The sequence below is a fragment of the Chordicoccus furentiruminis genome, from assembly GCF_019355395.1.
In the GTDB taxonomy this organism is placed as follows: Bacteria; Bacillota; Clostridia; order Lachnospirales; family Lachnospiraceae; genus Chordicoccus; species Chordicoccus furentiruminis.
In genome coordinates, this window is record NZ_CP048829.1 from 364,006 (window position 1) to 386,375 (window position 22,370).

Genomic DNA, 22,370 nt, shown 5'->3' on the forward strand with positions numbered 1-22,370 from the left:
TTGTCTTCCCCCTGTCCGGGCGGTAAGATAAAAATGTCAGAGCGGATTCACCTCAGGCTGCACAGGCCGTGCGCCCGCCGTGGTGAATCCGCTTTTCAAATGGAAAGGAGTTCTGCTTATGAAATACCAGCTTTTCATCCCTGTTCTGCTGACGGCGGCCGTGCTCACCGGCTGCGGAAGCCAGACGAACGGCACCTCCGGCGCCGTCTCTTCCGCGTCAAAGTCAACGGCCTCTCCGGTCAGCGCCTCCTCCGCGGCGTCATCCGCCTCCGGAGCCTCTTCAGGCACTCTGTCCGGCGGAGCGGACAGCACGTACACCGATTCCGAGCTGGAGAGCACGCTGAGCACTGATCTCGAGGTTCTCTCCGGAGACGCCGCGGTCACCGAGAGCGGCGGGAGCATCGCCGAGGAATACCCGGACGATGATACCGCTTCCACCGAAGCCGCGCCGGGAAACAACGCCGACAAGGCGCCCACCGTCGACGCCGAGCCTGCCGCGGGCAAGTATGACAGCTTCATTCAGCTGGCGGACTACAAAAACCTCTCCGTCGAGGCACCGGATGACACCGTCATCGCGGACGGAATGACCGTGAACATCGATTATACCGGGAAGCTGAACGGCAAGCCCTTCGACGGCGGTTCGGACACCGGCTTCGATCTGGTCATCGGTTCCGGTTCCTTCGTGAAAGGATTCGAGGATCAGCTGATCGGGCACAAAAAGGGCGACAGCTTCACCATCGACATCAAGTTCCCCTCTGACTATGAGGAAACGTCTCTGGCCGGCCAGACCGCCCAGTTCGACGTCAAGATCAACCGCGTCTACTCCTCGATGACGCCGGATCTCGCGGTCAGCGGTGTCGTGGACGGCTCGAAGGTACTCCAGTACCCGAAGAAGATGGAGGACGAGTGGAAGGACTCCTTCCTTACGCAGTTCAGGCTCTACTCCACCGACTCCACGAGCGACGCCTCCGCGCTTCTCAAGGAGAACGGCTACGACGAGGCCGGCTTCATGGATCTCATCCACACCAGTCTGAAGCAGGATCTGGTCTATCAGGCGATCCTTGACAGGGAAGGCATCACGAAGGACAGCGACGAGTACAAGAAGATGACCGAAACCGTCCTGAAGGGGCTCGGCTTCAGCAGCGCCTCCGACGCGGCCGCTTCCGGCGTCACGGAGCAGGAACTCCGGCTGAATACCGAGGAGAAGCTGGTCGAATCCATCGTGGTCCGTTACGAGAAGAAATAACCGCATAGAGCAGAAAAGCGCCCGGAATCCCGCCGAACGATAAGGCGCACAAAGAAGACGGCAGACGCCGGCACGGATCCGTGCCGGCGTCTGCCGTCTTCTTTCACTGTTTCTCGGATGAATGCGTGCCGGAAATCAGAAAATACGGAGCCTCCGGGGCCAGCACATGACGCGCGCCCCTCTTCCGGCTTCTGGTGCAGTTCACCTCGATCAGATCCGGTGAAAAATGCATGCCATCCATCAGGCGAAGCGCCTCCGACGCACCCTCCACCGTCTGACGGATCACGAGAACCCGCACGCCGGGATTCCGCGAACGCACGATCTGAAGCACCTCTTTGATCCGGCCGTCCGTCCCTTCGATCAGCACGCGGTCGGGAGCGGGAAGATGCGCAAGCGCAAGCGGCGCAGTTCCGTGAATCACCTGAAGCGTACCGCATCCGCGTTCTCCCGCCAGCGTCTCCGCGGCCTCCGCCGCCCCGGCGGACTGCTCGATGCCGTAAACCGCTCCGTCCGACGCGAGAGCAGCCGCTTCCACAGCCAGCGCGCCGTGCCCGCACCCGATGTCGTAGACGACATCGGCCCGTCCGATCCGGAGCTGTCCCAGCGCAAGCGTCCGGATCTCGCCGGGCAGCGCCATATAGGACGGATCCGGCAGGTCCCGGTCCGGGATCCCGATGCGCCCCCTGCCAGCCGGCTCCGGAGACGTAAGAAGCAGCAGCGTCTCGCCGATGAAAAGATGACCGGCCAGATCCTTCGCCAGCCCGCGGAAGATCCTCTCGCGCGGATCGCCGGGCCGGAACACAGCCTCCGCCGCGGCGTCTCCCAGCCCCCGGTCGTTCAGGACGCGTATCTGGTCATTCAGCGCCATCTCCGAAACGGAGAAAACCTTCCCGTATTCCTCCAGCATCATCAACAGAGTCTTCGGCTCCGCGTCCGGGCAGAACGAAACGGCGCCGGTCAGATCCGCGCCGCACCGCGCCGCCAGATACGCCTCCGGCGCAAGGCCCGGAATCACCGTCGGCTTCATCGGCCGGAGTGCCTGAAGCACACGCTGCCCCATCCCCCGCCCTGTCGTCCAGGGAACCAGAACCGCGATCCTGCCTCCGGGCCAGGAACGGACCGCATCGGCGATCGCCTCGGGAGACGAAGCCTCCACCTGCGGATGCTCCGGCCCGGCGCCGACGGCACCGAGAAGCCGCGGAGGACCGATGCGAACGTCCGCCACACGGATCGCCGCAGCCGCCTGGCGTGTGAAGCCGCGCGCGTTCCCGCAGCCCGCGCAGACGATCCAGACCTGCTTTTCCATCCTAGGCTCTCCTTTCCCGCCGCGTCACAGCCGGCAGACGAAGCTGGGACAGCACGATCGCCGCGAACATCAGGATGCACCCTGCCGTCTCCCGCCCGTTCAGCGTCTGACCGAGAATGAGCCATCCTCCCAGTGCGCTGAACACACTCTCGAGGCACATCGCCAGCGACGCCACCGTCGGGTCGAGTCCCTCCTCGCCGATCATCTGAAACGTGTAGGCGACGCCGCTGGACATCACGCCCGCATAGAGAAGCGAAGGCAGGGCCGCCCGGAGTGCGGGCGCCGCCGGATGCTCGAAGAGAAGCATCGCGGCCGTCGCGAGCACGGCGGTCGCCAGCATCTGCATCCAGCAGAGCCAGATTCCGTCGATGAACTGAACGTAATGGTTGACCAGCAGGATCTGGGCGCTGAACAGAAAAGCGCAAAGCAGCAGGATCAGATCGCCGCGCCCGAAACCGCCCGCGCTGCCCGGCCTGATGCACAGAAAGTACAGACCGAGAACGCCCAGCGCCACGCAGAACCAGATCCTGCCGGAAGGAACGGAGCCGAGAAACAGTGAGATCACCGGCACCAGCACGACGTACATTGCCGTGATGAAGCCGGCCTTGGCCGTCGTCGTCATCCCGATTCCGTACTGCTGGGTCGTGGACGCGAGGAAAAGCGCCACGCCGCAGAGCAGACCGCCCGCAAGAAAGCGTTTTGTCTGCTCTCTGCCCTTCGGCAGCGCGGAAGGCATCCCCTTCCGGAGACGGATCCGTTCCGCGGCGGCCAGAACCGGCAGAAGCGCCGCGACCGCGATCCAGCTGCGGAATGCCTGAAACGTGCACGCGCCAACGAAGGACGCACCGATGCTCTGGGAAACGAAGGCGAAGCCCCAGATCAGCGCCGCCGCCACGAGAAGCAGCACATGCGCGGTTTCCTTCCCCGCCCGGTTCGTCCGGCTCATGCCTCCAGCCTCCACGTCTTCCAGACAGACCCGTCGTCCAGACGCTTCCATGAGAAAACGGATCCGTCAAAGGTCATATAACCGCGGCAGCTTCCCTCCTTCGGGATCGACACCGAGCCGGGATTCAGATACGTGAATGTCCCGTGGTCCGCACAGGCCGGCACATGCGTGTGCCCGGTAAGCAGCACGTCCCCCTGCGCAAGGGGCGGCGGCGTCTGCTCCGAGGCATGATGCCCGTGCGTCGCGTAGATCATATGCGTTCCCGCCGGGATCAGCGCGTACTCCGCCATGCACGGGAAATCCAGCACCATCTGGTCCACCTCCGCCTCGCAGTTGCCCCGCACGGTGAAAAGCGAATCCTTCCGCCCGTTCAGCATCGGGATCACCTCCTTCGGCGCGTAGCCATCCGGCAGATTATTCCGCGGACCGTGATACAGCAGATCTCCCAGCAGGAGAAGCCGGTCCGCCTTCTCCTCATCGAACCGCTCCAGCATCGTCCGGCAATACAGCGCGGATCCGTGAATATCCGATGCGATCATCCAGTACATACATTCTCTCCCTTCCGTCCGGGCGCCGTCACGCCCGTCTGAATCCTCACGGCGTGATCCGGCCGTTCCATTCTCTCCTCTCCGCAGGCAGCCTGCCGGCACCGTAAACGACATCCGTTCCGGCATTTTCCGCGCAGACAGCTCAGGCAGGCGCCCCTCATTATAGCAGAAAGGACGCCTGCCTGAAATAAGACGTTTCACCGATATGAAGCCGCCCGGCCCGGGATCCGGTCCGTTCAGAGACCGGCCGCCATCCCGATCAGATGAACCGCAAACGCTGCGGCGTAGGCCACGAGACACTGCCAGAGCAGCACCAGATACGCCCACCTGCGTCCCAGCTCGCGCCGGATCGACGCGATGGCGGCGATACAGGGCGTGTAGAGAAGACAGAACACCAGCAGCGCGGCGCCGCCCAGCGGCGTGATCACCTCGAGCATCTTCTGCGTGCTGCCGAACAGCATACTGGTCGTCGCCACGACCGACTCCTTCGCCATAAAGCCCGAGATCAGCGAGGTCACAACCCGCCAGTCGCCGAAGCCCAGCGGACGGAACAGCGGGGCGATCCAGCTTCCGATGATCGCCAGAATGCTCTCCGACGCACGGCTGTCAGGCAGCAGCGTCAGGGACGGGCTGAAGCTCTTGAGGAACCAGATCACAATCGTCGCCATAAAGATGATCGTGAACGCACGCTGCAGGAAATCCTTCGTCTTGTCCCACAGCAGCATCCCCACATTCTTCGCCGACGGCATCCGGTAATTCGGAAGCTCCATCACGAAGGGCGTCGCCTCCCCCTTGAACATCGTCCGCTTCATCAGGAGCGCGTGCAGAATACCGGTCACGATCCCGAGCAGATAAAGCAGAATCATGATCAGCCCCGCGCGGCCCGGGAAGAACGCGCTGGCGAAGAAACCATAGATCGGAAGCTTCGCCGAACAGCTGAAGTATGGCGTCAGCAGAATCGTCATCTTCCGGTCGCGGGCCGACGGCAGCGTCCGGCTCGACATCACGGCCGGCACGGTACATCCGAAGCCGACCAGCATCGGCACGATGCTGCGGCCGGACAGACCGAGCTTTCTCAGCATCTTGTCCATCACGAAAGCGACCCGGGCCATATAGCCGGTGTCCTCCAGCAGCGACAGGAAGAAGAACAGCGTCACGATAATCGGCAGGAACGAGAGCACCGCACCGACCCCCTCGAAAATCCCGCCGATCACGAGCGACTGGATCACGGGATTCACGTTCCATGCGGAAAATGCAGCCGCCGTCACGTCCTCGAGCCGGCCGATCCCCGTCTCCATCAGTCCCTGAAGCCAGGCGCCGACCACATTGAAGGTCAGGTAGAACACAAGCGCCATGATGCCGATGAACGCCGGAATCGCGGTATACTTTCCGGTCAGGAAACGGTCGATGCGGCTGCTCCGCTCCGCCTCCCTGCTCCGCGACGGCTTCACGACCGTCTGGTCCACAAGATGCGTGATGAAGTCAAACCGCATGTCCGCGATGGCGGCCGCCCGGTCAAGACCGCGCTCGCTCTCCATCTGACGGATGATGTGCTCAAGCGTCTCCTTCTCGTTCTCTTCCAGCTTCAGCGCTTCCTCGATCCGGGGATCCTCCTCGATCAGCTTCGTCGCGGCAAAACGCACCGGAATGCCCGCGGCCTCGGCGTGATCCTCGATGAGATGCATAACACCGTGCAGAGCCCGGTGCACGGCGCCCCCGTCCTCCGTCGGCGAACAGAAGTCCTTCCGCCCCGGGCTCTCCTGATACTTCGCGACATGCACCGCGTGGCGGACCAGCTCGTCGATGCCTTCGTCCTTCGCCGCCGAGATCGGCACCACCGGAATCCCCAGCTGCTTCTCCATCTCGTTGACGCGGATGTAGCCGCCGTTGCCCCTCATCTCGTCCATCATGTTGAGGGCCAGCACCATCGGCACGTCCAGCTCCATCAGCTGCATCGTCAGATAAAGATTCCGCTCGATGTTCGTGGCGTCCACGATGTTGATGATGCCGCGGGGCTTCGACTGCAGGATGAACTGCCGGGAGACGATCTCCTCCGAGCTGTAAGGGGAGAGCGAGTAGATCCCCGGGAGGTCGGTCACAAGCGTATCCGGATAGCCGCGGATCACGCCGCTCTTCCGGTCCACCGTGACGCCCGGAAAATTGCCCACATGCTGGTTCGATCCGGTGAGCTGGTTGAACAGCGTCGTCTTGCCGCAGTTCTGATTGCCCGCCAGCGCGAAAGTGAGCACGGTTCCCTTCGGAAGCTCCTGACCGGGGGACTCCACGTGATACCGTCCATCTTCGCCGAGACCCGGATGCTCCGCCTGATTGGCGAAACGGCGGGGCACACTCTCCGATTCGCCGGCGGATGCGTGCACGCCGTCAATCCCGATCTGTGCCGCCTCCTCCAGCCGGAGCGTCAGTTCGTAGCCCCGGATCTCAAGCTCCATCGGATCGCCCATCGGGGCGAATTTGACCAGACGAACCTCCACGCCCGGGATCAGTCCCATATCCAGAAAATGCTGTCTTAGCGAGCCCTGACCGCCGACACGCGTCACCGTAGCGGCCTGCCCTTCCTTCAGTTCCCGAAGTGTCACGTCTTTCTGCTCTCCCTGCGTATGGATCCGTATTGGGAAATGCATCCGGCAGATACCGCTTCCCGGTTCAGACGCCGGAAATCTTAGAGGCTGCCATCTGTTTTTCCTGAAATTAGTGTACGCTAACCAAAGAGAGCCGTCAAGATCAAACCCGCGCCGCGCGTTACGCCAGATCCGCCGGGCCGAAACCGTCCGGCAGATACGCCTTCAGCGTATGGATCCGGTATTCCTCCGTGCTCCGCGCCGTGATGATGAGGAAGGCCTCCGGATCGCAGAACTCCATCATCACCTGACGGCAGACGCCGCAGGGCGGACAGAAATCGAGCTTCTCCGCCCCCTGCGGCCCGCCGGCAATCGCGATCGCCCGGAAATGCCGCTCGCCGGCCGCCACCGCCGTGAAGAACGCCGTGCGCTCTGCGCAGTTGGTCGGCGTGTAGGCTGCATTTTCGATATTGCATCCGCCGTAGACCGTTCCGTCCGCCGTCAGCAGCGCCGCTCCCACCGCGAAACGGGAATACGGCACATAAGACCGGTCTCTCATCTGCATCGCGGTCCGGATCAGTTTCCTGACAGTCTCCTGTCCGAGCGCCGCACGCGCTTCCTCTGCCTTCATGCTCCGCCCTCCTTACGCCAGCTCCAGAGCCAGCTCCATCATCTTCCGGAAACCGGTCTCCCGCTCCTTCGAACTCAGCTGCTTTCCGGTGAGAATCTCATCCGACACCGTCAGGACAGACAGCGCCTGCTTTCCGCAGCGGGCAGCCTCGCAGTAGAGCGCCGCCGTTTCCATCTCGAGGCAGAGCACGCCCATCTTCATCCACGCCTTGTTGTAGTCCGGGTCGTCATTGTAGAACTGGTCCTCCGAAAGCACGTTGCCCACGACCACCGGCGTCCCCTGCTCCTTCGCGACGGCGGCGGCGCGGCTCAGCAGCTCCCAGTCGGCGATCGGCGCGAACGTGCCGCCCAGACGGTACATCTCCATCCAGTTGGAATTGGTACAGGCGCCCTCCGCGATCACCAGATCCATCAGATGACAGCGCTCGCTGATGGAGCCCGTGGATCCGATCCGGATGATCCGCTTCACATCATAGAAATTGAACAGCTCATGGGAATAGATGCCGATGGACGGCATTCCCATCCCGCCGCCCATCACAGAAACACGGCGGCCCTTCCAGAACCCGGTGTAGCCGAGCATGTTCCGGACATCCGTCACCAGTTCCGCGTTTTCAAGATAAGTCCCGGCGATGAATTTTGCGCGCAGCGGATCGCCCGGCATCAGCACCGTGTCCGCAAAATCGCCCTTTTTCCCCCGGTTGTGAGGGGTCGGTATCCGTTCAGCCATCCTGTATCCTCCCTTTCGTGTGTCGAGCCTGCCTCAGACGCGTTCCGCCGCGTCCCGATTCCGATTCAGATTTCCTTTCGTCCTGTCCGGTCTCTCCCCTTCCGGGCGGCTTCGCTTACCCTTCCTTCTCAGGAGATTCCTTCTCCCCGTCCCGGCGGATCAGCACCCGGATCGCCTCGATGGCCGCCCGGATCGGCTGATCAATGTCGTGCACCACCGGATTGTCGAGCCCGCGGGCCTCCCGCTCCTGATTCGCCATCACCAGGAAAAGCGAGCCCACCCGCACCCGGAGGAAGCTCCCCGCGATGAAGAGCGCGGCGGACTCCATCTCCGATGCAAGGCATCCCATCCTGAGCCACGCCTGCCATTTGTCGAGCAGCTCATAGCTCACCGGCATCGTCTCCGGATGGTGCTGACCGTAGAACGCGTCCTTGCATTCCACAACCCCCACATGGTAAGGCGCGCCCACCTTCCGGGCGCCTTCGATCATAGCCGAAAGCACCTCATAGTCGGCGAGAGCCGGGTACTCGATCGGCGCGTATTCCTTGCTCGTGCCTTCCATTCGAACCGCGCCCTGCGCGATCACCATGTCCCCGCTCTTCACGTCGAGCTGCATGCCGCCGCAGGTTCCCACCCGGAGAAACGTATCCGCGCCGCAGTTCGTCAGCTCCTCGAGCGCAATCGACGCGGACGGCCCCCCGATTCCGGTCGAGGTCACCGATACCTTCACGCCGTCCAGAAAGCCGGTATAAGTCGTGAACTCACGGCTGTCCGCGATCAGACGCGGCTGGTCGAAATACGCCGCGATCTTCGCGCAGCGCTTCGGATCCCCCGGAAGGATCACGTAACGCCCTACCTCGCCCTTCGCCACCTGAATGTGATACTGTCTGTCAGGATCTTCCGAATAATGCATACTGCCACCTCCTTACCGGAATCTTACTCACGCCGACGGCGCGCCGGAATCATCAAGAAACGCCTCGGGCACATGCGCCCGGACCATCTTCCAGAGCCCGGAAAGCGACATCGGCGAATCAAACGTCTTCACCCCGTTCTCCGCCGCGAGCTTCTCCGTATAATCCTTCAGCGGATAAATCTGAACGTTCTGCCTGTCCCCCGTGTAGTGGGTCACAACGGGAAGACAGCGGAGCCCTGTGCATTTCACATCCCCCGTATCCGGGTTCTTCGCAAAGGTCGCCGTCGTCAGGATACTGAGAAGATGATCCTTCTCCTTCTGGCCCGACACGAAATTGCCTCCTCCGTACTGAACCGGCACCAGGGCGCCGTCCGACGACCGCCGCACCGCCGTCACCTGCTGCACCAGATGAGAGTGATTCCCGATGATGAAATCCGCGCCGAAGTCAGCCAGCTTCTGACTCAGCGACTTCATCGCGTCCGTCACCTTGTCCGAGTTCTCGACGCCCCAGTGGCAGTGAACCACGACCACATCCGCGTTGTCGTGAGCCGTCCGGATCAGCTTCTCCATCCTCTCGTCATAGGACTCGCTGACCAGATTCTCATCATAGACCTCATCCAGCTCATCCGCGGTAAGCTCAGACGGCAGACTGCCCGAGCTCGGATCGTCGGAATTGGTCATCGCGAGGAATCCGAGAAAGGCCACCCGGATCCCGTTGACCTCGAACACACGCATCGTGTACATATCGTCCCGGTCCTGATAGGCGCCGCAGTAGGTATAGCCCTTGCTGTTCATGTATTCCAGCGTCGCCTGAATGCCCTCCGGACCCTGATCGAGAATATGGTTGTTCCCGAAATTCAGGATGTCGAACCCCGCGCCGATCAGCGCATCCGCCGCCTGCACCGGCGTGTTGAAGGTCGGATACCCCGATACCGGATACAGCTCAGACGCCAGCGGCCCCTCCTGATTCACCGTCGCCAGATCCGCCGCCTGAATATAAGGGCTGACCCTCCGGTAGAAAGAAGCGAAATCATAGCTGCCGTCCTTCGTCTTCGCCTGCTTATAAAGCGCTTCGTGAATGATGTTATCGCCGGTCCCAAGAATCGTGACCTGCTCCGAATAGGCCGGGTCAGAGGTAAAGGAAGCCGTCTGACCGTCCGCCGCCGTAAAGGAGACCGAACCGGCCGCTGCCTCCGCGGACTGAGCCGCGGAGAAGCCGGCGGCCGCCGTCCCCGCGCTCTGCACGCCGCCTCCGGCAGCCGTCCCACCGTTTCCTGCGCCCGATGGCACCGTCCCGCCGGAACGCCTCATAAACAGCGCCGCTCCGATCAGAACAAGGACCGCCGCCGCGGCGATGATCCCAAGCCGGACCGTCCGCTGCACCTGGAACTGCCTCTCCAGCATCGACATGTTCGGATCACGCCGGCGGGGAGCCGGCCCGGTCCTTTCGCTCCGCCGCGCACGCAGCGCCTCGCGAAGCTCCTCTTCCCGCCTCCGGAGTTCCGAATCCGGCTGATCCCGCCTTTTTCCCGTTCCGGCTGTTCCGTTCCTGCCTTCCGAGCCGTTTCCGGTTTCAGCTCCGTTCTCCGGCCTCCTGTCTCCCGTTTCATTCCCAGGCTTGTCCCCGGAACCCGATGCCGTATCAGGCGCATGCTCCGCTTTGCCCCCGTCCCCGTTTCCGGCCGTCCGCGCGGCTTTCGCCTCCCGGTGCTCCGTCCTGACTTCCGCGCTGCCTCCGTTCCCGTTTCCGGCCGTCCGCGCGGCTTTCGCCTCCTGGCGCTCCGTCCTGCCTTCCGCGCTGCCTCCGTTCCCGTTTCCGGCCGTCCGCGCGGCTTTCGCCTCCCGGCGCTCCGTCTTGCCTTCCGCGCTGCCTCCGTTCCCGTTTCCGGCCGGATTCGCGCCTTTCTTCTCCTCTTCCACTCTCACGCTATTGCCATATCCTTCCTCGTCTATACGCCGTCAGCTCTCCGGCCCGCCGGAAGCAAAATCCGACCCGTCCCGGGGCGTCGAATTTCCGTACTTCGAAAGAAACTCCTCGAAGCAGAGATCCTCCTTCTTCATAACCTCCGCCACCGTCCGTCCGACATACCGGTAATGCCAGGGCTCGTAGATGATGCCGGTCAGCGCCTTCTTCTCCGGCGGGTACCGCAGGACAAAGCCGTATTCCCACGAGTGCTCCATCAGCCACTTCTGCGTCGGCGTATCCTCCTGCTTCGTATTGAGGTCCAGATTATCCGCCGAGACGATGTCCACCGCCAGTCCAAGCTCATGCTCCGATGTGCCCGGATAAGCCACCACCGTAGCCGCCTTCTCCTCCGCCTCCTCCTGCGGAAGTCCCTGCTTCCGATATTCCTGTGTCTTGTTGTCGAACAGCTCCTGCTGCTGCGCCAGCGTCCGGAACGCGCCGCGGATGATGATCGAATGTCCCGCCTGCTCGCAGGCATCCACCAGTTTCTCGAGGTTTCCGACCGCCCGGGCGTCGAATCGCACGTCCGGATCCGCCGGAAGCGCCGCCGTTTCCACTGAAAAGTCGTCCGGAAGACGATGCGACGGATTCACAAGAATCAGCCGCCAGTCGCAGTCCGTATCCGTGAGCACCGAATGTCCGATACCCGGCGAAGCAATCAGAGCGGAAAGACTCTCCGCGCTTTCCGCTTCCGCCTTCGATGACAGCGCCTCAGAAACGGAGGACGCGCCGGCCAGAGCGGGAACCGTTTTCTCCGGAACGGAAAGGGATCCCGCCGCCCGGCCGCGGCGAAGCAGGATCGTCATTCCCGCGAAAGCAAAAAACAGCAGCGCTCCGGCCACCAGGAGATGCACAAGAAGCTCGACCTTCCTGTTCCGTATCCATCTGCCATGTCTTCGTCTGTCATCTCTCATGCTTCTATTTTAACATCAAAACCAGACCCCTACCACCTGAATCAAAGAGATCCCGCCTTCCTGACCGCCAGCAGGTACGCCATCACATGGCCCATCTGCTGAAACCTTCCTTCTGAAATCATCGTCTCAATCTCTTCCTTCGTGACGATCACCGGCTCGAGATCCTCCGTCACGTCGAGGTGAAGCCCCGATACCTTCCGGCAGTTCCTCGCAAGAAAAACATGCGCGTAGTTGTCCGCGATCGTCGCATTGGACGGAATCGTGATGAGATGCGTCCACTCATCCGATTCGTACCCCGTCTCCTCCTTCAGCTCCCGCTTAGCCGCCGCCAGCGCGTCCTCCCGGGTCACCTGACCGTATTCCGACCCGTCCGCCTCAATGCCTCCGGCCGGAAACTCCGTCGTCGTCTCGCCGATCCCCTGACGGAACTGCCGGACACAGAGAAACCGCCCGTCCGGAAGAACCGGAACGATCACTGAATAGCTCTTCCGACTGTACTGGTAAAACGGTCCGAATTCTCTGCCGTCCGGGTAACGGTAGCGCACCTTTCTGAAGTCGATCCATTCATCCCGCACAATATGCTCCACACTGACCGGCTCCCACGCCAGCTCCTGATCCGTCCTCACCGCGATGATCCTCCAGTCTGCTGATTCTCTTTTCAAGCAGCTCCTTCCCGGACCGCCGGTCCAGACCGGCAGATTGGGGTTCCCGTCCATTTCGGACTGTCTGCACGTTCACCGCCTGAATGCTCATAACAGGAAATTGAAAAAGAACTCCGTATCACATCATACAGAGTTCTCAATTGGCTTATCTTGATTCAATTGATATGAGGACCTCCCTCTTCCGGCTTCGTGTTGCCCGGGATAGAGACCCATACGCAGCGAATGTCCTCGTCCGAAAACACGATCACATCAGCTTCAGGCTTCTGATATTCTTTTCTATGATCCATCCTGTCACTCCTTCTATACCCAGCTGCTCCAGACGGAATACGATGACCGACCCGAACTGGATCCGAAATAGATTTTATGAAGAGATCATAGTGACTTTCTGTCCATGCGTCAACCCGGAAAAGATGCCGGTATGATGGTCATTCATGCGATTTTTCCGGATGCATTTTCATTCCTGGCGGTCATGAGCCCTGCCCTCTGAGCGATGCGAGAAGCTCATCCGTGATATCCGTATCCTCCCTCAGCCCGTGATCCTGTTCATATTTCAGGATCTGATTGTTCGTATTCTTTCCTGCGACGCCGTCCGCATTTCCGCAATTGTAGCCGGCCGCATTAAGCAGCGACTGGACTTCTGCGACTGTCGCTTTGTCCGTGTATACGACCTTGTTAACAATGCGGCCGTTTTCGTCAATGGAGACATGGAGCGGGCCGATTGTCCCAAGCTCATTATAATTGTCATTGTCCGTAACCAGAAACGTAAACGATATATCTTCAATCGCTGTGATGCCGGCGTTCTTGAGATCCTCGCTCCAAAAATTGACACTCTGAGTTTCCGTTTTGCCAGCTGCGATCTCAAAACTCGGCCCAGTCGACATAGCCGCGCCATTCACATACGGATTCGTGTCACTGATCTCCACATTATGATGCGTCAGATTCGTAATCTTCATGGTCAGCGCCGGCCCCATATTGTACTGACCTTCCGGATCATAGCCGAGCAGTTCAATGGTATATCCGTCCTGATTATAGAGCACAAAGGGCGTATCTTTCGAATCGGCTGCCGCTGCTGAAGACGCACCGCTTTCTGCGGCTGCGCCGGCCGTCGCTTCAGTCAGATTCGTTTCCGAGGACGCCGCCCCGCTTTCTTCTGCATCTGTGCCATCCGAAAGATCAAGGACAGTCGGATCTTTTGCCGTCAAGGCCAGACTGATCCTGTCAGTCAGATCATTTTGCTGCGATGCCGTCAGCTTATTGGATGTCCTCACAATACAAGTGCCCAGGACTTTATGGGACCCGCTTGCAATCAAAGAGCCGTCAAAACCCGCAAGATATGTATTGCGGGCTTCCGCCCCGGCCGCATCCCCGTATATCTCGATGCACCCGCCGCCCTCGGTTCCCACTTCAATGACATCATCCGTCCCGACATATAGCTGAGACCAATTGACTGCGGAATCCCGGAAATATATACAACCAGTATAGCCGCCCTGCTTGTGAAGCAATCCGTTCGGATCATGATCTTCTGTAACGGCCTCCATATCGGTAATTGAACCAATCAGCTTGAGACGGCTGATCACAAAATCATCGGTCGGGGAAACCGCGAGTTTTTCGTCCGTATCAATCGCGGCTTCTGCGCCAGACGCCGAAACTGATTCCGTGCCTTCCATGCCCGAAGCAGAACTTTCCACCGAATCAGGAGCCGCATTACTTCCTATACCGAGCTGTTCATCAATCCTGGCGAGTCTCTCCGCGAGCGTACCGGTTTTATCCGTAATACCCAGTTCATCTTCGAGCGAAGAAACCCGGTCAATCGCCTTTTTATCTGAGTTGTCTATACCGAGCGCCGCTTCAGCCGATGAAATATCGGTCGTAATATCAGCAAATGCCGGTACTGATACGAGGACAGATGCTGTCATGACAGCAACAGCAAAAAGCCTTCTCTTTTTCATAAAATGCCTCCCTATTAAGCTTTAAAACCTTACCGTATCCAGCTGCAGTCTTCTGGCTCTTCAGCATTCGATCTATCTGATGCGGATTCATGCATGTGCAATGACGTCATGCGGTTTTGCCAAAGTCTGCACAGTGATAACTTCCATGATTCAACCGTCTGAGCAAGAGCATCATTGTGCACTCTTCACATGTATCTCTAAATTGTACACAATTTCTATGGGCATTTTCATTGTAGCACGTTCTTATTGCTTCCGCACTCATTTCATATATCTTTCCAGATTACGTCTTCCACCTCAAAACCGCTCGCGAAGATCTTACCGGTACTATCGGCGGCAGTTGCAAACGATCCTTTTCTCCTCTTAAGCAAATTTTCGCTCGAAAGCAATAAGCAAATTAAAATAAACTTCAACGGTGGCGATCTTTCTTCTGACGGAGGAATGCTCCTCATCAAAGAATTCGCTGCCAGAGTCGGCCTTACAAGGCTCGTAAAAAAGCTCTTCAAGACCAATGACCATACTGCCCGCAGGCATACGGACCCTGACAACCTGATGCAGATAATCTACCAGATCATAGCCGCCTACTTTGAGGATGACTGTGCCGATGAACTGACAAACGATCCCGTACTGACAGCCATCCTGGGAAAAGAGAAGCTGGTCTCACAGCCTACTTTGTCCCCTTTCTGGAACCGGATGGATGAAGATACCCGCTCTCAGCTGGAAGCCATTACAGAAAGAATGAGAGAGCTCGTCTATTCCGTTCAGAATCCGACCTCCTGCTTTAAGAGAAGCAGCCGGTTCAGCTCTTCCGATATCTTCTGTTCCATCTCCCACACCCGATCAAGTGTTTTTACAAACGCTGCGTCGGTCGGACGATTCGGGTTATAGTGTTTCTCAAAGCCGGGGCTTCCCACACTCACCGCCAGTGTTCTTAAGTTATCGAGTTCCGCCTGATCCAGCTGAATTCTCTGGTCCAGCCGGTACGCCTGACCGAGATATTCCCTTGCTGTCATGACGCCACCTTCTCTCTTAATCTCCGGATCAGATAATCCGGATCCACACCGGTCAGGACGCCGTACCAACTGGAGTGAAAAACCGCTCAATCTCCATGGCTTCTGCCATAGCTGCTGTGTTCCTCGGATTCTTTTTGAAAAATAGCATGAAAAAAGCACCGACTATATTGGTCAGTGCCTTAGTGAATCAAAATGCTTGAGACTTCTTATGTTCATGGCCTTCACAGACCAAGAATGATATTCAAATAGTCCTGTCTCTGATCGACGACGGCATACACAATGACTTTTCTTCTTTCTTCGTTGATCTTGTAAAAAACAAGGTCCTTTTCCAGAATGAGGACCTTATATCCTTCTCGTTTTAACACCAGATATCTCGGATCGACTCCTACATAGGGATTTTCTCCCAGAGCCAGAATGCTTTTCCCCATATCGTCCAGTTTTTTCAGAGCAACCTCCGCCCCAAAATTCTGTGCAACATAAAGAATGATGCGCCGGATGCCCTCATCTGCGGTATCTGTTCTTACAACCTCGTACTTTTCCATCAGCGCACCTGAAGCTGCTTCCTAAGGTCATCGAAGGTTTCCTTAATCGGAGCCACGCGACCATTCTTCACATCATCTTCACCTTGTGCCAGAAGCTCCAGCAATTCGATACGGGCTCTCATGTTCTGATATTCTTCATAAGAGATCGAAACCGTATCGCCCCTGCCATTCACTGTGATGATCACTGCCTCCCGGTTTTCCCTGCACTGCTTTGAGATCTCGTTGTAATGATTCCGTAGATCGGCCGATGGTCTGATGGATTCCTTTAATGTCATCATGACAATCACCTCCCATGAAATTTAATATGCAAATTATATCATCAATTGCATATGCCTTCAACGGCAGTTGATCGCAATACAGGAAATTGCAGTCAGCGGATTCCAACGGACGGTTTTGCGGAGCAAAACGGACGCGATGCTTCTTTCTGTCGGGGCCCTATATTTAGATCCTACAGGAAACTCCTTATCACTTGCCGGAACCAGATGCGGTCGTACCTGTCGAGCTGGACGAAGCTGCGTTTATGCCAGTCTTCGACGCAGCAGGCGTATAGACCTTGTGATACCAGCTCTTGTAAGTGACATCGGTCGTATCCGCGCTGGAACGTGCTTTGACGATGTTCTTCCCAAGCATCGCATCCTTGATCGATATCGCATTGATCGTCAGGCTCTCCGTCTGTACTTCGACAGAGTCCTCCTTCGTGGAAGATGCCACGGAGGGTCTCGATGCCGTGCAGTTATACATGACGTGGCGGATTTCATTCACATTGCCTGTTCAGTTTTTGCGAACATTATTGTACGCTATCCGCTCCAGGCGGCGATCCGGCTGTCGAAATATTACGAAATGACTTTTATGAACTTTTTGAGCTCACCAGTAAATGATTTTCATGGATGGATCAGAAGTAGCCCCGAAAACGCAAAAGAGCCCCGGAGGCTGATCTGCTATCTGAATCGACATGCAGAAAACCTCCGGGGCTCTTTTGCAGGTTGCCATCGAAAAAGGGCATCGGCACCTTTCTACAGAAGGTTAAAATCCGAGGAATTATCCTTGTGCCATCCCTGGCTTTTCGCCCAGGTCAGACTGTCCTTCTTCTCCTGTTTCCTGTCCGCTTTCTCATCCGGATCCAGTCCTTCCAGTTCCGGATGGATATTCCCCAGAAATTCCGTGAAGCCGTGGAGGCCGCCTACATCATCGATCAGCATCTCCCCGTCACGTGCGAGAAGAACAGGTCGGTAAACCTCACGGCATTTCACATTCGCGCTGTCAAGCTCTGACTGTGTGATCCTTCCGGCAGTGACAAGATCCGGGCAGTTCCGACTCGCGGTGATCCGGATCTTCCAGCCGTCGCCAAAGTCATAATGATAATAAAGCGTATCTGTCACCGGAGGCGGTACCACCTGTACCTCCGGAGAATCAACCTGAGCTTCGATGATCCTCTTCATGTACCTTCCTACACTTCCATAGATCTCCTGTCCTGAGGAACAGATCTCGCCGTCAATATATTCCCGCTCTTTCTCAGAGCAGCCATCCGGAAGCTCATCCGTTCCCGCCGCAAGAACGGAAGAAATGGGCAGCCTCTCCAGGAGCGCCATGGGATTCCTTTCAAAGATGAACTTCAGTGCTTCCGCCGGAAGCTCCTCAAAGTTCTTCACTTCCACCCGGTAAGAGATTTCTTCACTGCCCCAGGGCTTTGGTGCCTCTCTCTTCCTGCCCTGATAGTCATACTCCGGAGATGCCATGGATATCAGTTCCGCTCCGTCATACTTTCCTGTCTCCGCATTCCATGCATTCTGATAAAGCACATAATACTCTGCCCCCATGTCGAGCCTCATCATGTCTTCCTGACAGCTCAAGATCCCCTCCCCGCGGCATTGCGAAAGATACGGCCCCGTATATTTCTTCCGAAGCCAGTTCTTGAAGCTGCCGCCATTATAGTCATCCGCCCAGAATTCATCATTCTCGTCCATAAGAGGCGAACGGAACAGCACACCCACAAGGCAGCTCCACATGGAGGCATTATCATGTGTGATTCTCCGGAATACCTCTTCCGGCAGTTCAAACTCACGCAGGTGAGAGTTCTGCCAGCCGAATGCCCTCTGAATCACGTAATGAAGGGCATAGAGCGGAAGGTCTTCCGGCACAGCGATGTCCCTGCTGATTCTGTCACCGTATTTAAGATTCCCATATTTCTTAAGAATCTGCGTGATTTCATCCGAATCATAATCATCGTAAAGTTCGAGGTGCAGGCGGATCACATCAACCGGTTCCGGAGGAAGCCGGTCTCCCGCAATCTCTTCAAGTATTTTTCTATCCCGGTCTCCTAATGCGCCCTTATACAGGCCAAGCTCGTGTTCCAGCTCTCCAAGTCTGATCTTTTCCTCATCTGAAAATGCCTTCTTCTCTTTCAGCTGCTCATATTCTTTTTCCTTTTCAGCTTTCTCTTCTGTGGCCTTTTTTAGTATAGCGGTAAGTTCTTCTGAGAGCCCTCCTGCCTCATCTGTATCTCCGGCGGCCATCTGTGCTTCCATCTCTTTCCGGATCTTCTCCACATCTTCCCAGGTATTCCTGTGCGGTCTGTGGTAGGCCTCTGTATAAGACATCCTGATATCCTTCTGCCATTCTTTATGGGTGCCTTTATCCTCTGCCATATTTTTTCCTTTCCGGTCAGTAGTAGCCTTATTTGCATCAGGAAAAGCTGCCTGTCTGTCTTTGCCCGCCTGTCTCTTTTCCTGATCCTGCCTTTCCTTGTGTCTCTGCCTCTTATTCTGCTCCTGCCTCTCCTGCAGCCCCTGCCTTTTTTTCTGCGCCTGTCTTTTCTTCTGCTCCTTCTCATATGCCCGATAATCGCGGACGTCCGAGGCATGCTCTGTCGGATCCAGAGTATGATCCACCTTGCTTTCATAAGGCAGGGAAGTTGACACCGTCGCTGTCGAGATGCCGAGATCCCGGGCAATATCACGAATACTCATGCCGGAATCCCTGAGCCGGATCACTTTATCCGTATATGGAGACTGCAGTTCTCCTATTGTTATCAAAATCTTTCGTACCTTGTTGCGGTTGATATCAAAGGCTCTTGCCGTATCACGGATCGACCCGTCCGGCTCTGTGGGCGTTTTCGTATTCCTGAAATACGCCGCAACTTTCTCCATAAACTCCTTATCCTTCTGAGAGATTGACATATGAATTTCCTCTCTTTTCACACTTAGACATGTCTTAGCAAGAGAATACCCTGAGTCTTGATCAATGTCAATATATGTTCTGATGCTTTCACAGTTAGACACATCAAGGAAGAAAAACAGCCACACAAGGGGATTTCAAGGGAGGCGGGCACAGGGCACGTAGAGGATCACAGCACCCCGCCGTCTTTGTCGACTGTGATGTCTCCGATCTCGTAGGCGCAGGTCGGCATCCGCATGTACTTTGATTCCTGTCCGGTGATCTCTGCGATGGCGTTTACCAGCTCTTTTCTCTCTGTTCCTGTCTTGTTGTAGTTTGCTTTCATGGTATGTACCTCCTTTTGGTAGCACATACATACTACGAAACTAACCCCAGCCTTTGAGGTACGTCTATATACGCTCTACAGGCAAAAACAGTCAAGAGATATTTTTAAAGACCATGTTTTACGAAAAATGGGTGCAAAAAGTTAACCTTAACCATTTGCAAGGTTACGGTTTACCATGTAAGATAAATTTCAGAGAGATGCTTAAGCGGGTACAAGCTTAAATCCCAGTTTGGTGGCTTCGGATTTCAACTTCTGCTTACGTCTCTCTTCTTGATTTTTCTTTGTTTGCTCATAATGCTCCTCGGAGTATTCCTCTCCACTCGTTAAGAGATTCCAGATAATAACAAGCAACTTCCGTGCAACAGCGATCAATGCCTTTTTGATTCCTCTGCGTGCTTTGAGCCGGTAAAACCAGTCCCGTAAGAAGAAATTCTTGCACCGTGTAGCCGCCCACGCACATTGCACCATCACGCTTTTAATTCTTGGATTTCCCTTCGTGAGGCGTGCTGTTTTCTTCTTTTTGGCACTTTCGTTATCTCCCGGACATAACCCAGCCCATTTGACGAGATGTCCTGCAGTTGGAAACATGGAAAGATCTGTCCCAAGTTCGGAAATAATAATCGTACTCGCACGTCTTTGAACTGCCGGAATGGTTTCAAGCAACTCTAAAGCAGGTTCGTATTTTCCAGCGTATTCGGATATGCGGTTTTCGACCTCTTCAATCTCCGAATCGCAGTTTTCTTTTACCTTTACAAGATTCTTGAGAAAAAGTCGATCGTGATCGGATAGCTGCCCGGCCACAGCAAGCTGAACATCTTCCATCTTATTCCGGAGAGTACCTTTCAAACATTCATCAACATCTGATGCCGTTAACTTTCCTTTTTCACAAAGCCTTTTTATCAACTGAATTCCGCTGACTCCGAAGATATCCGTAAGAATCGTTGAAAGTTTAAACCCGCACTGTTGCAGATATTTTTCAATCCGGTTTTTATGTCCGACCATTTCTTTTATCAGGATATCCCGGTAGCGTGTCCAGTCTCGCAGCTCTCGGATTTTTTTGGGTGGGATATAACTTGGTGCCAGGAGACCGGCCCTCAGGAGTGTTGCAATCCAGTGAGCATCTTTTATATCGGTCTTCTTGCCGGGTACATTTTTCATATGGTGCGGATTGGCGACAATGATTTTGACATTTTTCTGCTCGTCGTCATCGTAGAGAATTGATTCCAGCACGTTATAAATCGGAAACCAATAGACTCCGGTGCTTTCCATCGCCACATGTCGACAGTTGTTCTCAATGATCCATTTCTTGAATTCATCAAGACCATTGAGCAGTGTTGGAAATTCACGGATTTCAGGTTCTGGCTCTTCATCCAGTCTGCCTTTCAGCAGGCAGGCAACAAGAACTTCCTTGTGAACGTCCAGGCCACAACAGATGTCCAGAAGATTTTGCATAGACGGTCCTCCCTTCAAATGTGTAATTGACAGGGCGGATGTACTCCGGTGATATTGAATTATACTACGCGTGCTATTCCTGAAATGCATAGGCAGATCAGGGCGACATGTTCCTGTGCTCCAGAATACATCGAACCATGATCACTCACGATTTCTGAGAATCAGATGTATGTCGATCTTGCCCTGTATTTTCAGTATAGCGGATAAGGGCCACAGTTTCATTCCTACCTGTGAAAATCCATTTCATTGGTGATCACTCTTTCGAGCCGCTATAGCAACACATAGATCGAAGCGTCCTTTGCCATCACGTCATGGAAACAGGAGAAAGCTTTCTTTAAGAACTCATATCCGTCCTTGTCGTTTAAGTCATCGTTTTTGATCTTCCCGGAGGTACTCTCCAGGTTGACGAGATACGGAGGATCCGTGCAGACGATCTTATCCGCGGCGGAGTCGGGCTTGCTCCCGGCTCTAATCCGCCTGCCGCCGCGGTAGGTTCCGTCTTTTGCCACACTTACACTTCCTTTCCATAGGCGGCATGGGGTTAATCCCCTGTTTGAATTGAAAAAATTGCATGCGTGAGGAGGCGGCGGTCTCCTGTGCCACTGGTTTTAGGGATCTTTACCTCCCCCGCCTCTCTCTTCTTTCAAATTACATTAATAATTTATTGAATTCGTCCTAGAATTTATCTATAATCAAAAATACAAAGGAGGTACTCATTATGATTATTGATACAGATAAAACTGTTTCTATGACTGAAGCTAATCAGAACTTTTCCAAGGTTGCCCGCATGGCAATGGAATATGGCGACGTCACTATTCTGAAAAACAACAAGGTTTTTCTAACTGTTCACTATGCCCAACAGGATGATTCTGTAAAGGCTGCTTCTGACGAAGACGTGCTTGCCTCCTCGGAAAAGCTCTTGAAACGAAACAAACACGTTTATGAGGAACTTGCCAAATGAATATGCTGACCAAACAGCAGATTCTTCTGTTGCACTCACAACTGATCAGACAATCGGGAGGATCCGATGGCATTCGTGATGAGGGAATGCTTGATTCAGCAATTAACCAGCCCTTTCAGACCTTCAACGGTATAGAGCTTTATCCCAGCATTGTCGACAAAGCCATCCGCCTTGGGTACGGACTGATTACAAATCACCCTTTTATTGACGGCAACAAGCGCATTGGAACACATGCCCTCCTTGTGACGTTGGATATCAATGGTATTGAACTACAATATCGGGACGAAGATCTGATCCAACTAATCCTGAAAATTGCTTCGGGAAAAGCAGATGATCGCATCCTTCGAACATGGGTTCTTGCGCACATCGCGTAATGAGTTCTTTTTCTTACTCATCTCCCTTCAGTACCGATACGTCGGATTGCTATCCTCTCTCCTCGTCTTCCTGTCATGGCATCTCTTGCAGAGCGCCTGCCAGTTCGATCTGTCCCAGAAGCCTTAACTTCGTAAACGTCAAACCA

At 55.9% G+C, this 22,370-nt stretch carries 23 protein-coding genes and 2 pseudogenes; 4 read left to right on the plus strand and 21 right to left on the minus strand.

Annotated elements, in window-relative coordinates:
* The first annotated feature begins 118 nt into the window (after positions 1-118).
* Positions 119-1,246, plus strand: coding sequence for an FKBP-type peptidyl-prolyl cis-trans isomerase (locus tag G4C92_RS01620; protein ID WP_274940893.1), 1,128 nt, complete (start codon positions 119-121; stop codon positions 1,244-1,246).
* A 103-nt stretch (positions 1,247-1,349) separates the two neighbouring features.
* On the opposite strand, the gene G4C92_RS01625 is transcribed toward G4C92_RS01620, so the two are convergent.
* The 12 genes from G4C92_RS01625 to G4C92_RS01680 all read right to left on the minus strand — a co-directional run bounded on the left by G4C92_RS01625 (position 1,350) and on the right by G4C92_RS01680 (position 14,386).
* The gene (locus G4C92_RS01625; RefSeq protein ID WP_274940894.1) at positions 1,350-2,552 is read right to left on the minus strand and encodes a hypothetical protein; all 1,203 of its coding nucleotides are present in this window, start codon (positions 2,550-2,552) and stop codon (positions 1,350-1,352) included.
* 1 nt (position 2,553) lies between these two features.
* A complete protein-coding gene (locus tag G4C92_RS01630; protein ID WP_274940895.1) occupies positions 2,554-3,498 on the minus strand; it encodes a DMT family transporter in 945 nt (314 codons plus the stop codon).
* Positions 3,495-4,046: a phosphodiesterase gene (gene yfcE / locus G4C92_RS01635; RefSeq protein ID WP_274940896.1), complete on the minus strand. Its 552-nt coding sequence runs from the start codon at positions 4,044-4,046 to the stop codon at positions 3,495-3,497. The genes G4C92_RS01630 and yfcE overlap by 4 nt, the downstream gene beginning before the upstream one ends.
* Positions 4,047-4,282: 236 nt before the next feature.
* The gene (gene feoB, locus G4C92_RS01640) at positions 4,283-6,643 is read right to left on the minus strand and encodes a ferrous iron transport protein B (RefSeq protein ID WP_274940897.1); all 2,361 of its coding nucleotides are present in this window, start codon (positions 6,641-6,643) and stop codon (positions 4,283-4,285) included.
* Between the two features lie 163 nt (positions 6,644-6,806).
* The gene (locus tag G4C92_RS01645) at positions 6,807-7,256 is read right to left on the minus strand and encodes a cytidine deaminase (protein ID WP_274940898.1); all 450 of its coding nucleotides are present in this window, start codon (positions 7,254-7,256) and stop codon (positions 6,807-6,809) included.
* Between the two features lie 12 nt (positions 7,257-7,268).
* On the minus strand, positions 7,269-7,982 hold the full coding sequence (deoD, locus tag G4C92_RS01650) for a purine-nucleoside phosphorylase (protein ID WP_274940899.1): 714 nt from the start codon (positions 7,980-7,982) through the stop codon (positions 7,269-7,271).
* A gap of 115 nt (positions 7,983-8,097) precedes the next feature.
* Complete coding sequence (udp, locus tag G4C92_RS01655; protein WP_274940900.1) at positions 8,098-8,895, minus strand: uridine phosphorylase; 798 nt, start codon at positions 8,893-8,895, stop codon at positions 8,098-8,100.
* 27 nt (positions 8,896-8,922) lie between these two features.
* Entirely contained in the window at positions 8,923-10,821 is a 1,899-nt protein-coding gene (locus G4C92_RS01660) for a CapA family protein (protein ID WP_274940901.1), read from the minus strand.
* A 33-nt stretch (positions 10,822-10,854) separates the two neighbouring features.
* On the minus strand, positions 10,855-11,775 hold the full coding sequence (locus tag G4C92_RS01665) for a M15 family metallopeptidase (protein WP_274940902.1): 921 nt from the start codon (positions 11,773-11,775) through the stop codon (positions 10,855-10,857).
* A gap of 41 nt (positions 11,776-11,816) precedes the next feature.
* Positions 11,817-12,437, minus strand: coding sequence for an NUDIX hydrolase (locus G4C92_RS01670; protein ID WP_274940903.1), 621 nt, complete (start codon positions 12,435-12,437; stop codon positions 11,817-11,819).
* Positions 12,438-12,592: 155 nt separating this feature from the next.
* Positions 12,593-12,724: a hypothetical protein gene (locus tag G4C92_RS01675; protein ID WP_274940904.1), complete on the minus strand. Its 132-nt coding sequence runs from the start codon at positions 12,722-12,724 to the stop codon at positions 12,593-12,595.
* A 180-nt stretch (positions 12,725-12,904) separates the two neighbouring features.
* Positions 12,905-14,386, minus strand: coding sequence for a peptidoglycan-binding domain-containing protein (locus tag G4C92_RS01680; protein ID WP_274940905.1), 1,482 nt, complete (start codon positions 14,384-14,386; stop codon positions 12,905-12,907).
* 312 nt (positions 14,387-14,698) lie between these two features.
* Between G4C92_RS01680 and G4C92_RS15040 the strand changes: the two are divergent.
* Positions 14,699-15,154, plus strand: a pseudogene (locus G4C92_RS15040) (transposase); the annotation flags it as partial.
* Here the strand turns inward: G4C92_RS15040 and G4C92_RS01690 are convergent.
* The 8 genes from G4C92_RS01690 to G4C92_RS01725 all read right to left on the minus strand — a co-directional run bounded on the left by G4C92_RS01690 (position 15,145) and on the right by G4C92_RS01725 (position 21,398).
* Positions 15,145-15,396 (minus strand): hypothetical protein, encoded by a 252-nt coding sequence (locus tag G4C92_RS01690; RefSeq protein ID WP_274942046.1) that lies wholly within the window; start codon positions 15,394-15,396, stop codon positions 15,145-15,147. The pseudogene G4C92_RS15040 and the gene G4C92_RS01690 sit on opposite strands and share 10 nt — an antisense overlap.
* Before the next feature lie 221 nt (positions 15,397-15,617).
* Positions 15,618-15,938 carry a type II toxin-antitoxin system RelE/ParE family toxin gene (locus tag G4C92_RS01695; protein ID WP_274940906.1) on the minus strand — a complete coding sequence of 107 codons (321 nt, stop codon included), beginning with the start codon at positions 15,936-15,938 and terminating at the stop codon, positions 15,618-15,620.
* Entirely contained in the window at positions 15,938-16,216 is a 279-nt protein-coding gene (locus G4C92_RS01700; RefSeq protein WP_274940907.1) for a type II toxin-antitoxin system Phd/YefM family antitoxin, read from the minus strand. Before G4C92_RS01700 ends, G4C92_RS01695 begins: the two co-directional genes overlap by 1 nt.
* A 187-nt stretch (positions 16,217-16,403) precedes the next feature.
* Positions 16,404-16,679 carry a hypothetical protein gene (locus G4C92_RS01705; protein WP_274940908.1) on the minus strand — a complete coding sequence of 92 codons (276 nt, stop codon included), beginning with the start codon at positions 16,677-16,679 and terminating at the stop codon, positions 16,404-16,406.
* A 272-nt stretch (positions 16,680-16,951) separates the two neighbouring features.
* The gene (locus tag G4C92_RS01710; RefSeq protein WP_274940909.1) at positions 16,952-19,114 is read right to left on the minus strand and encodes an IS1096 element passenger TnpR family protein; all 2,163 of its coding nucleotides are present in this window, start codon (positions 19,112-19,114) and stop codon (positions 16,952-16,954) included.
* A gap of 167 nt (positions 19,115-19,281) precedes the next feature.
* Positions 19,282-19,437 (minus strand): hypothetical protein, encoded by a 156-nt coding sequence (locus tag G4C92_RS01715; protein ID WP_274940910.1) that lies wholly within the window; start codon positions 19,435-19,437, stop codon positions 19,282-19,284.
* Between the two features lie 201 nt (positions 19,438-19,638).
* The gene (locus G4C92_RS01720; RefSeq protein WP_274942037.1) at positions 19,639-20,889 is read right to left on the minus strand and encodes an IS110 family RNA-guided transposase; all 1,251 of its coding nucleotides are present in this window, start codon (positions 20,887-20,889) and stop codon (positions 19,639-19,641) included.
* A 269-nt stretch (positions 20,890-21,158) separates the two neighbouring features.
* On the minus strand, positions 21,159-21,398 hold the full coding sequence (locus tag G4C92_RS01725) for a class I SAM-dependent methyltransferase (protein ID WP_274940911.1): 240 nt from the start codon (positions 21,396-21,398) through the stop codon (positions 21,159-21,161).
* A 209-nt stretch (positions 21,399-21,607) separates the two neighbouring features.
* Here G4C92_RS01725 and G4C92_RS01730 point away from each other — a divergent pair, with 209 nt between their 5' ends.
* Both G4C92_RS01730 and G4C92_RS01735 read left to right on the plus strand, forming a co-directional pair.
* Entirely contained in the window at positions 21,608-21,850 is a 243-nt protein-coding gene (locus tag G4C92_RS01730) for a type II toxin-antitoxin system Phd/YefM family antitoxin (protein ID WP_274940912.1), read from the plus strand.
* Complete coding sequence (locus G4C92_RS01735; RefSeq protein ID WP_274940913.1) at positions 21,847-22,224, plus strand: type II toxin-antitoxin system death-on-curing family toxin; 378 nt, start codon at positions 21,847-21,849, stop codon at positions 22,222-22,224. The genes G4C92_RS01730 and G4C92_RS01735 overlap by 4 nt, the downstream gene beginning before the upstream one ends.
* Before the next feature lie 27 nt (positions 22,225-22,251).
* Here the strand turns inward: G4C92_RS01735 and G4C92_RS15160 are convergent.
* A pseudogene (locus tag G4C92_RS15160) lies at positions 22,252-22,314 on the minus strand (HNH endonuclease); the annotation flags it as partial.
* Between the last annotated feature and the right edge of the window lie 56 nt (positions 22,315-22,370).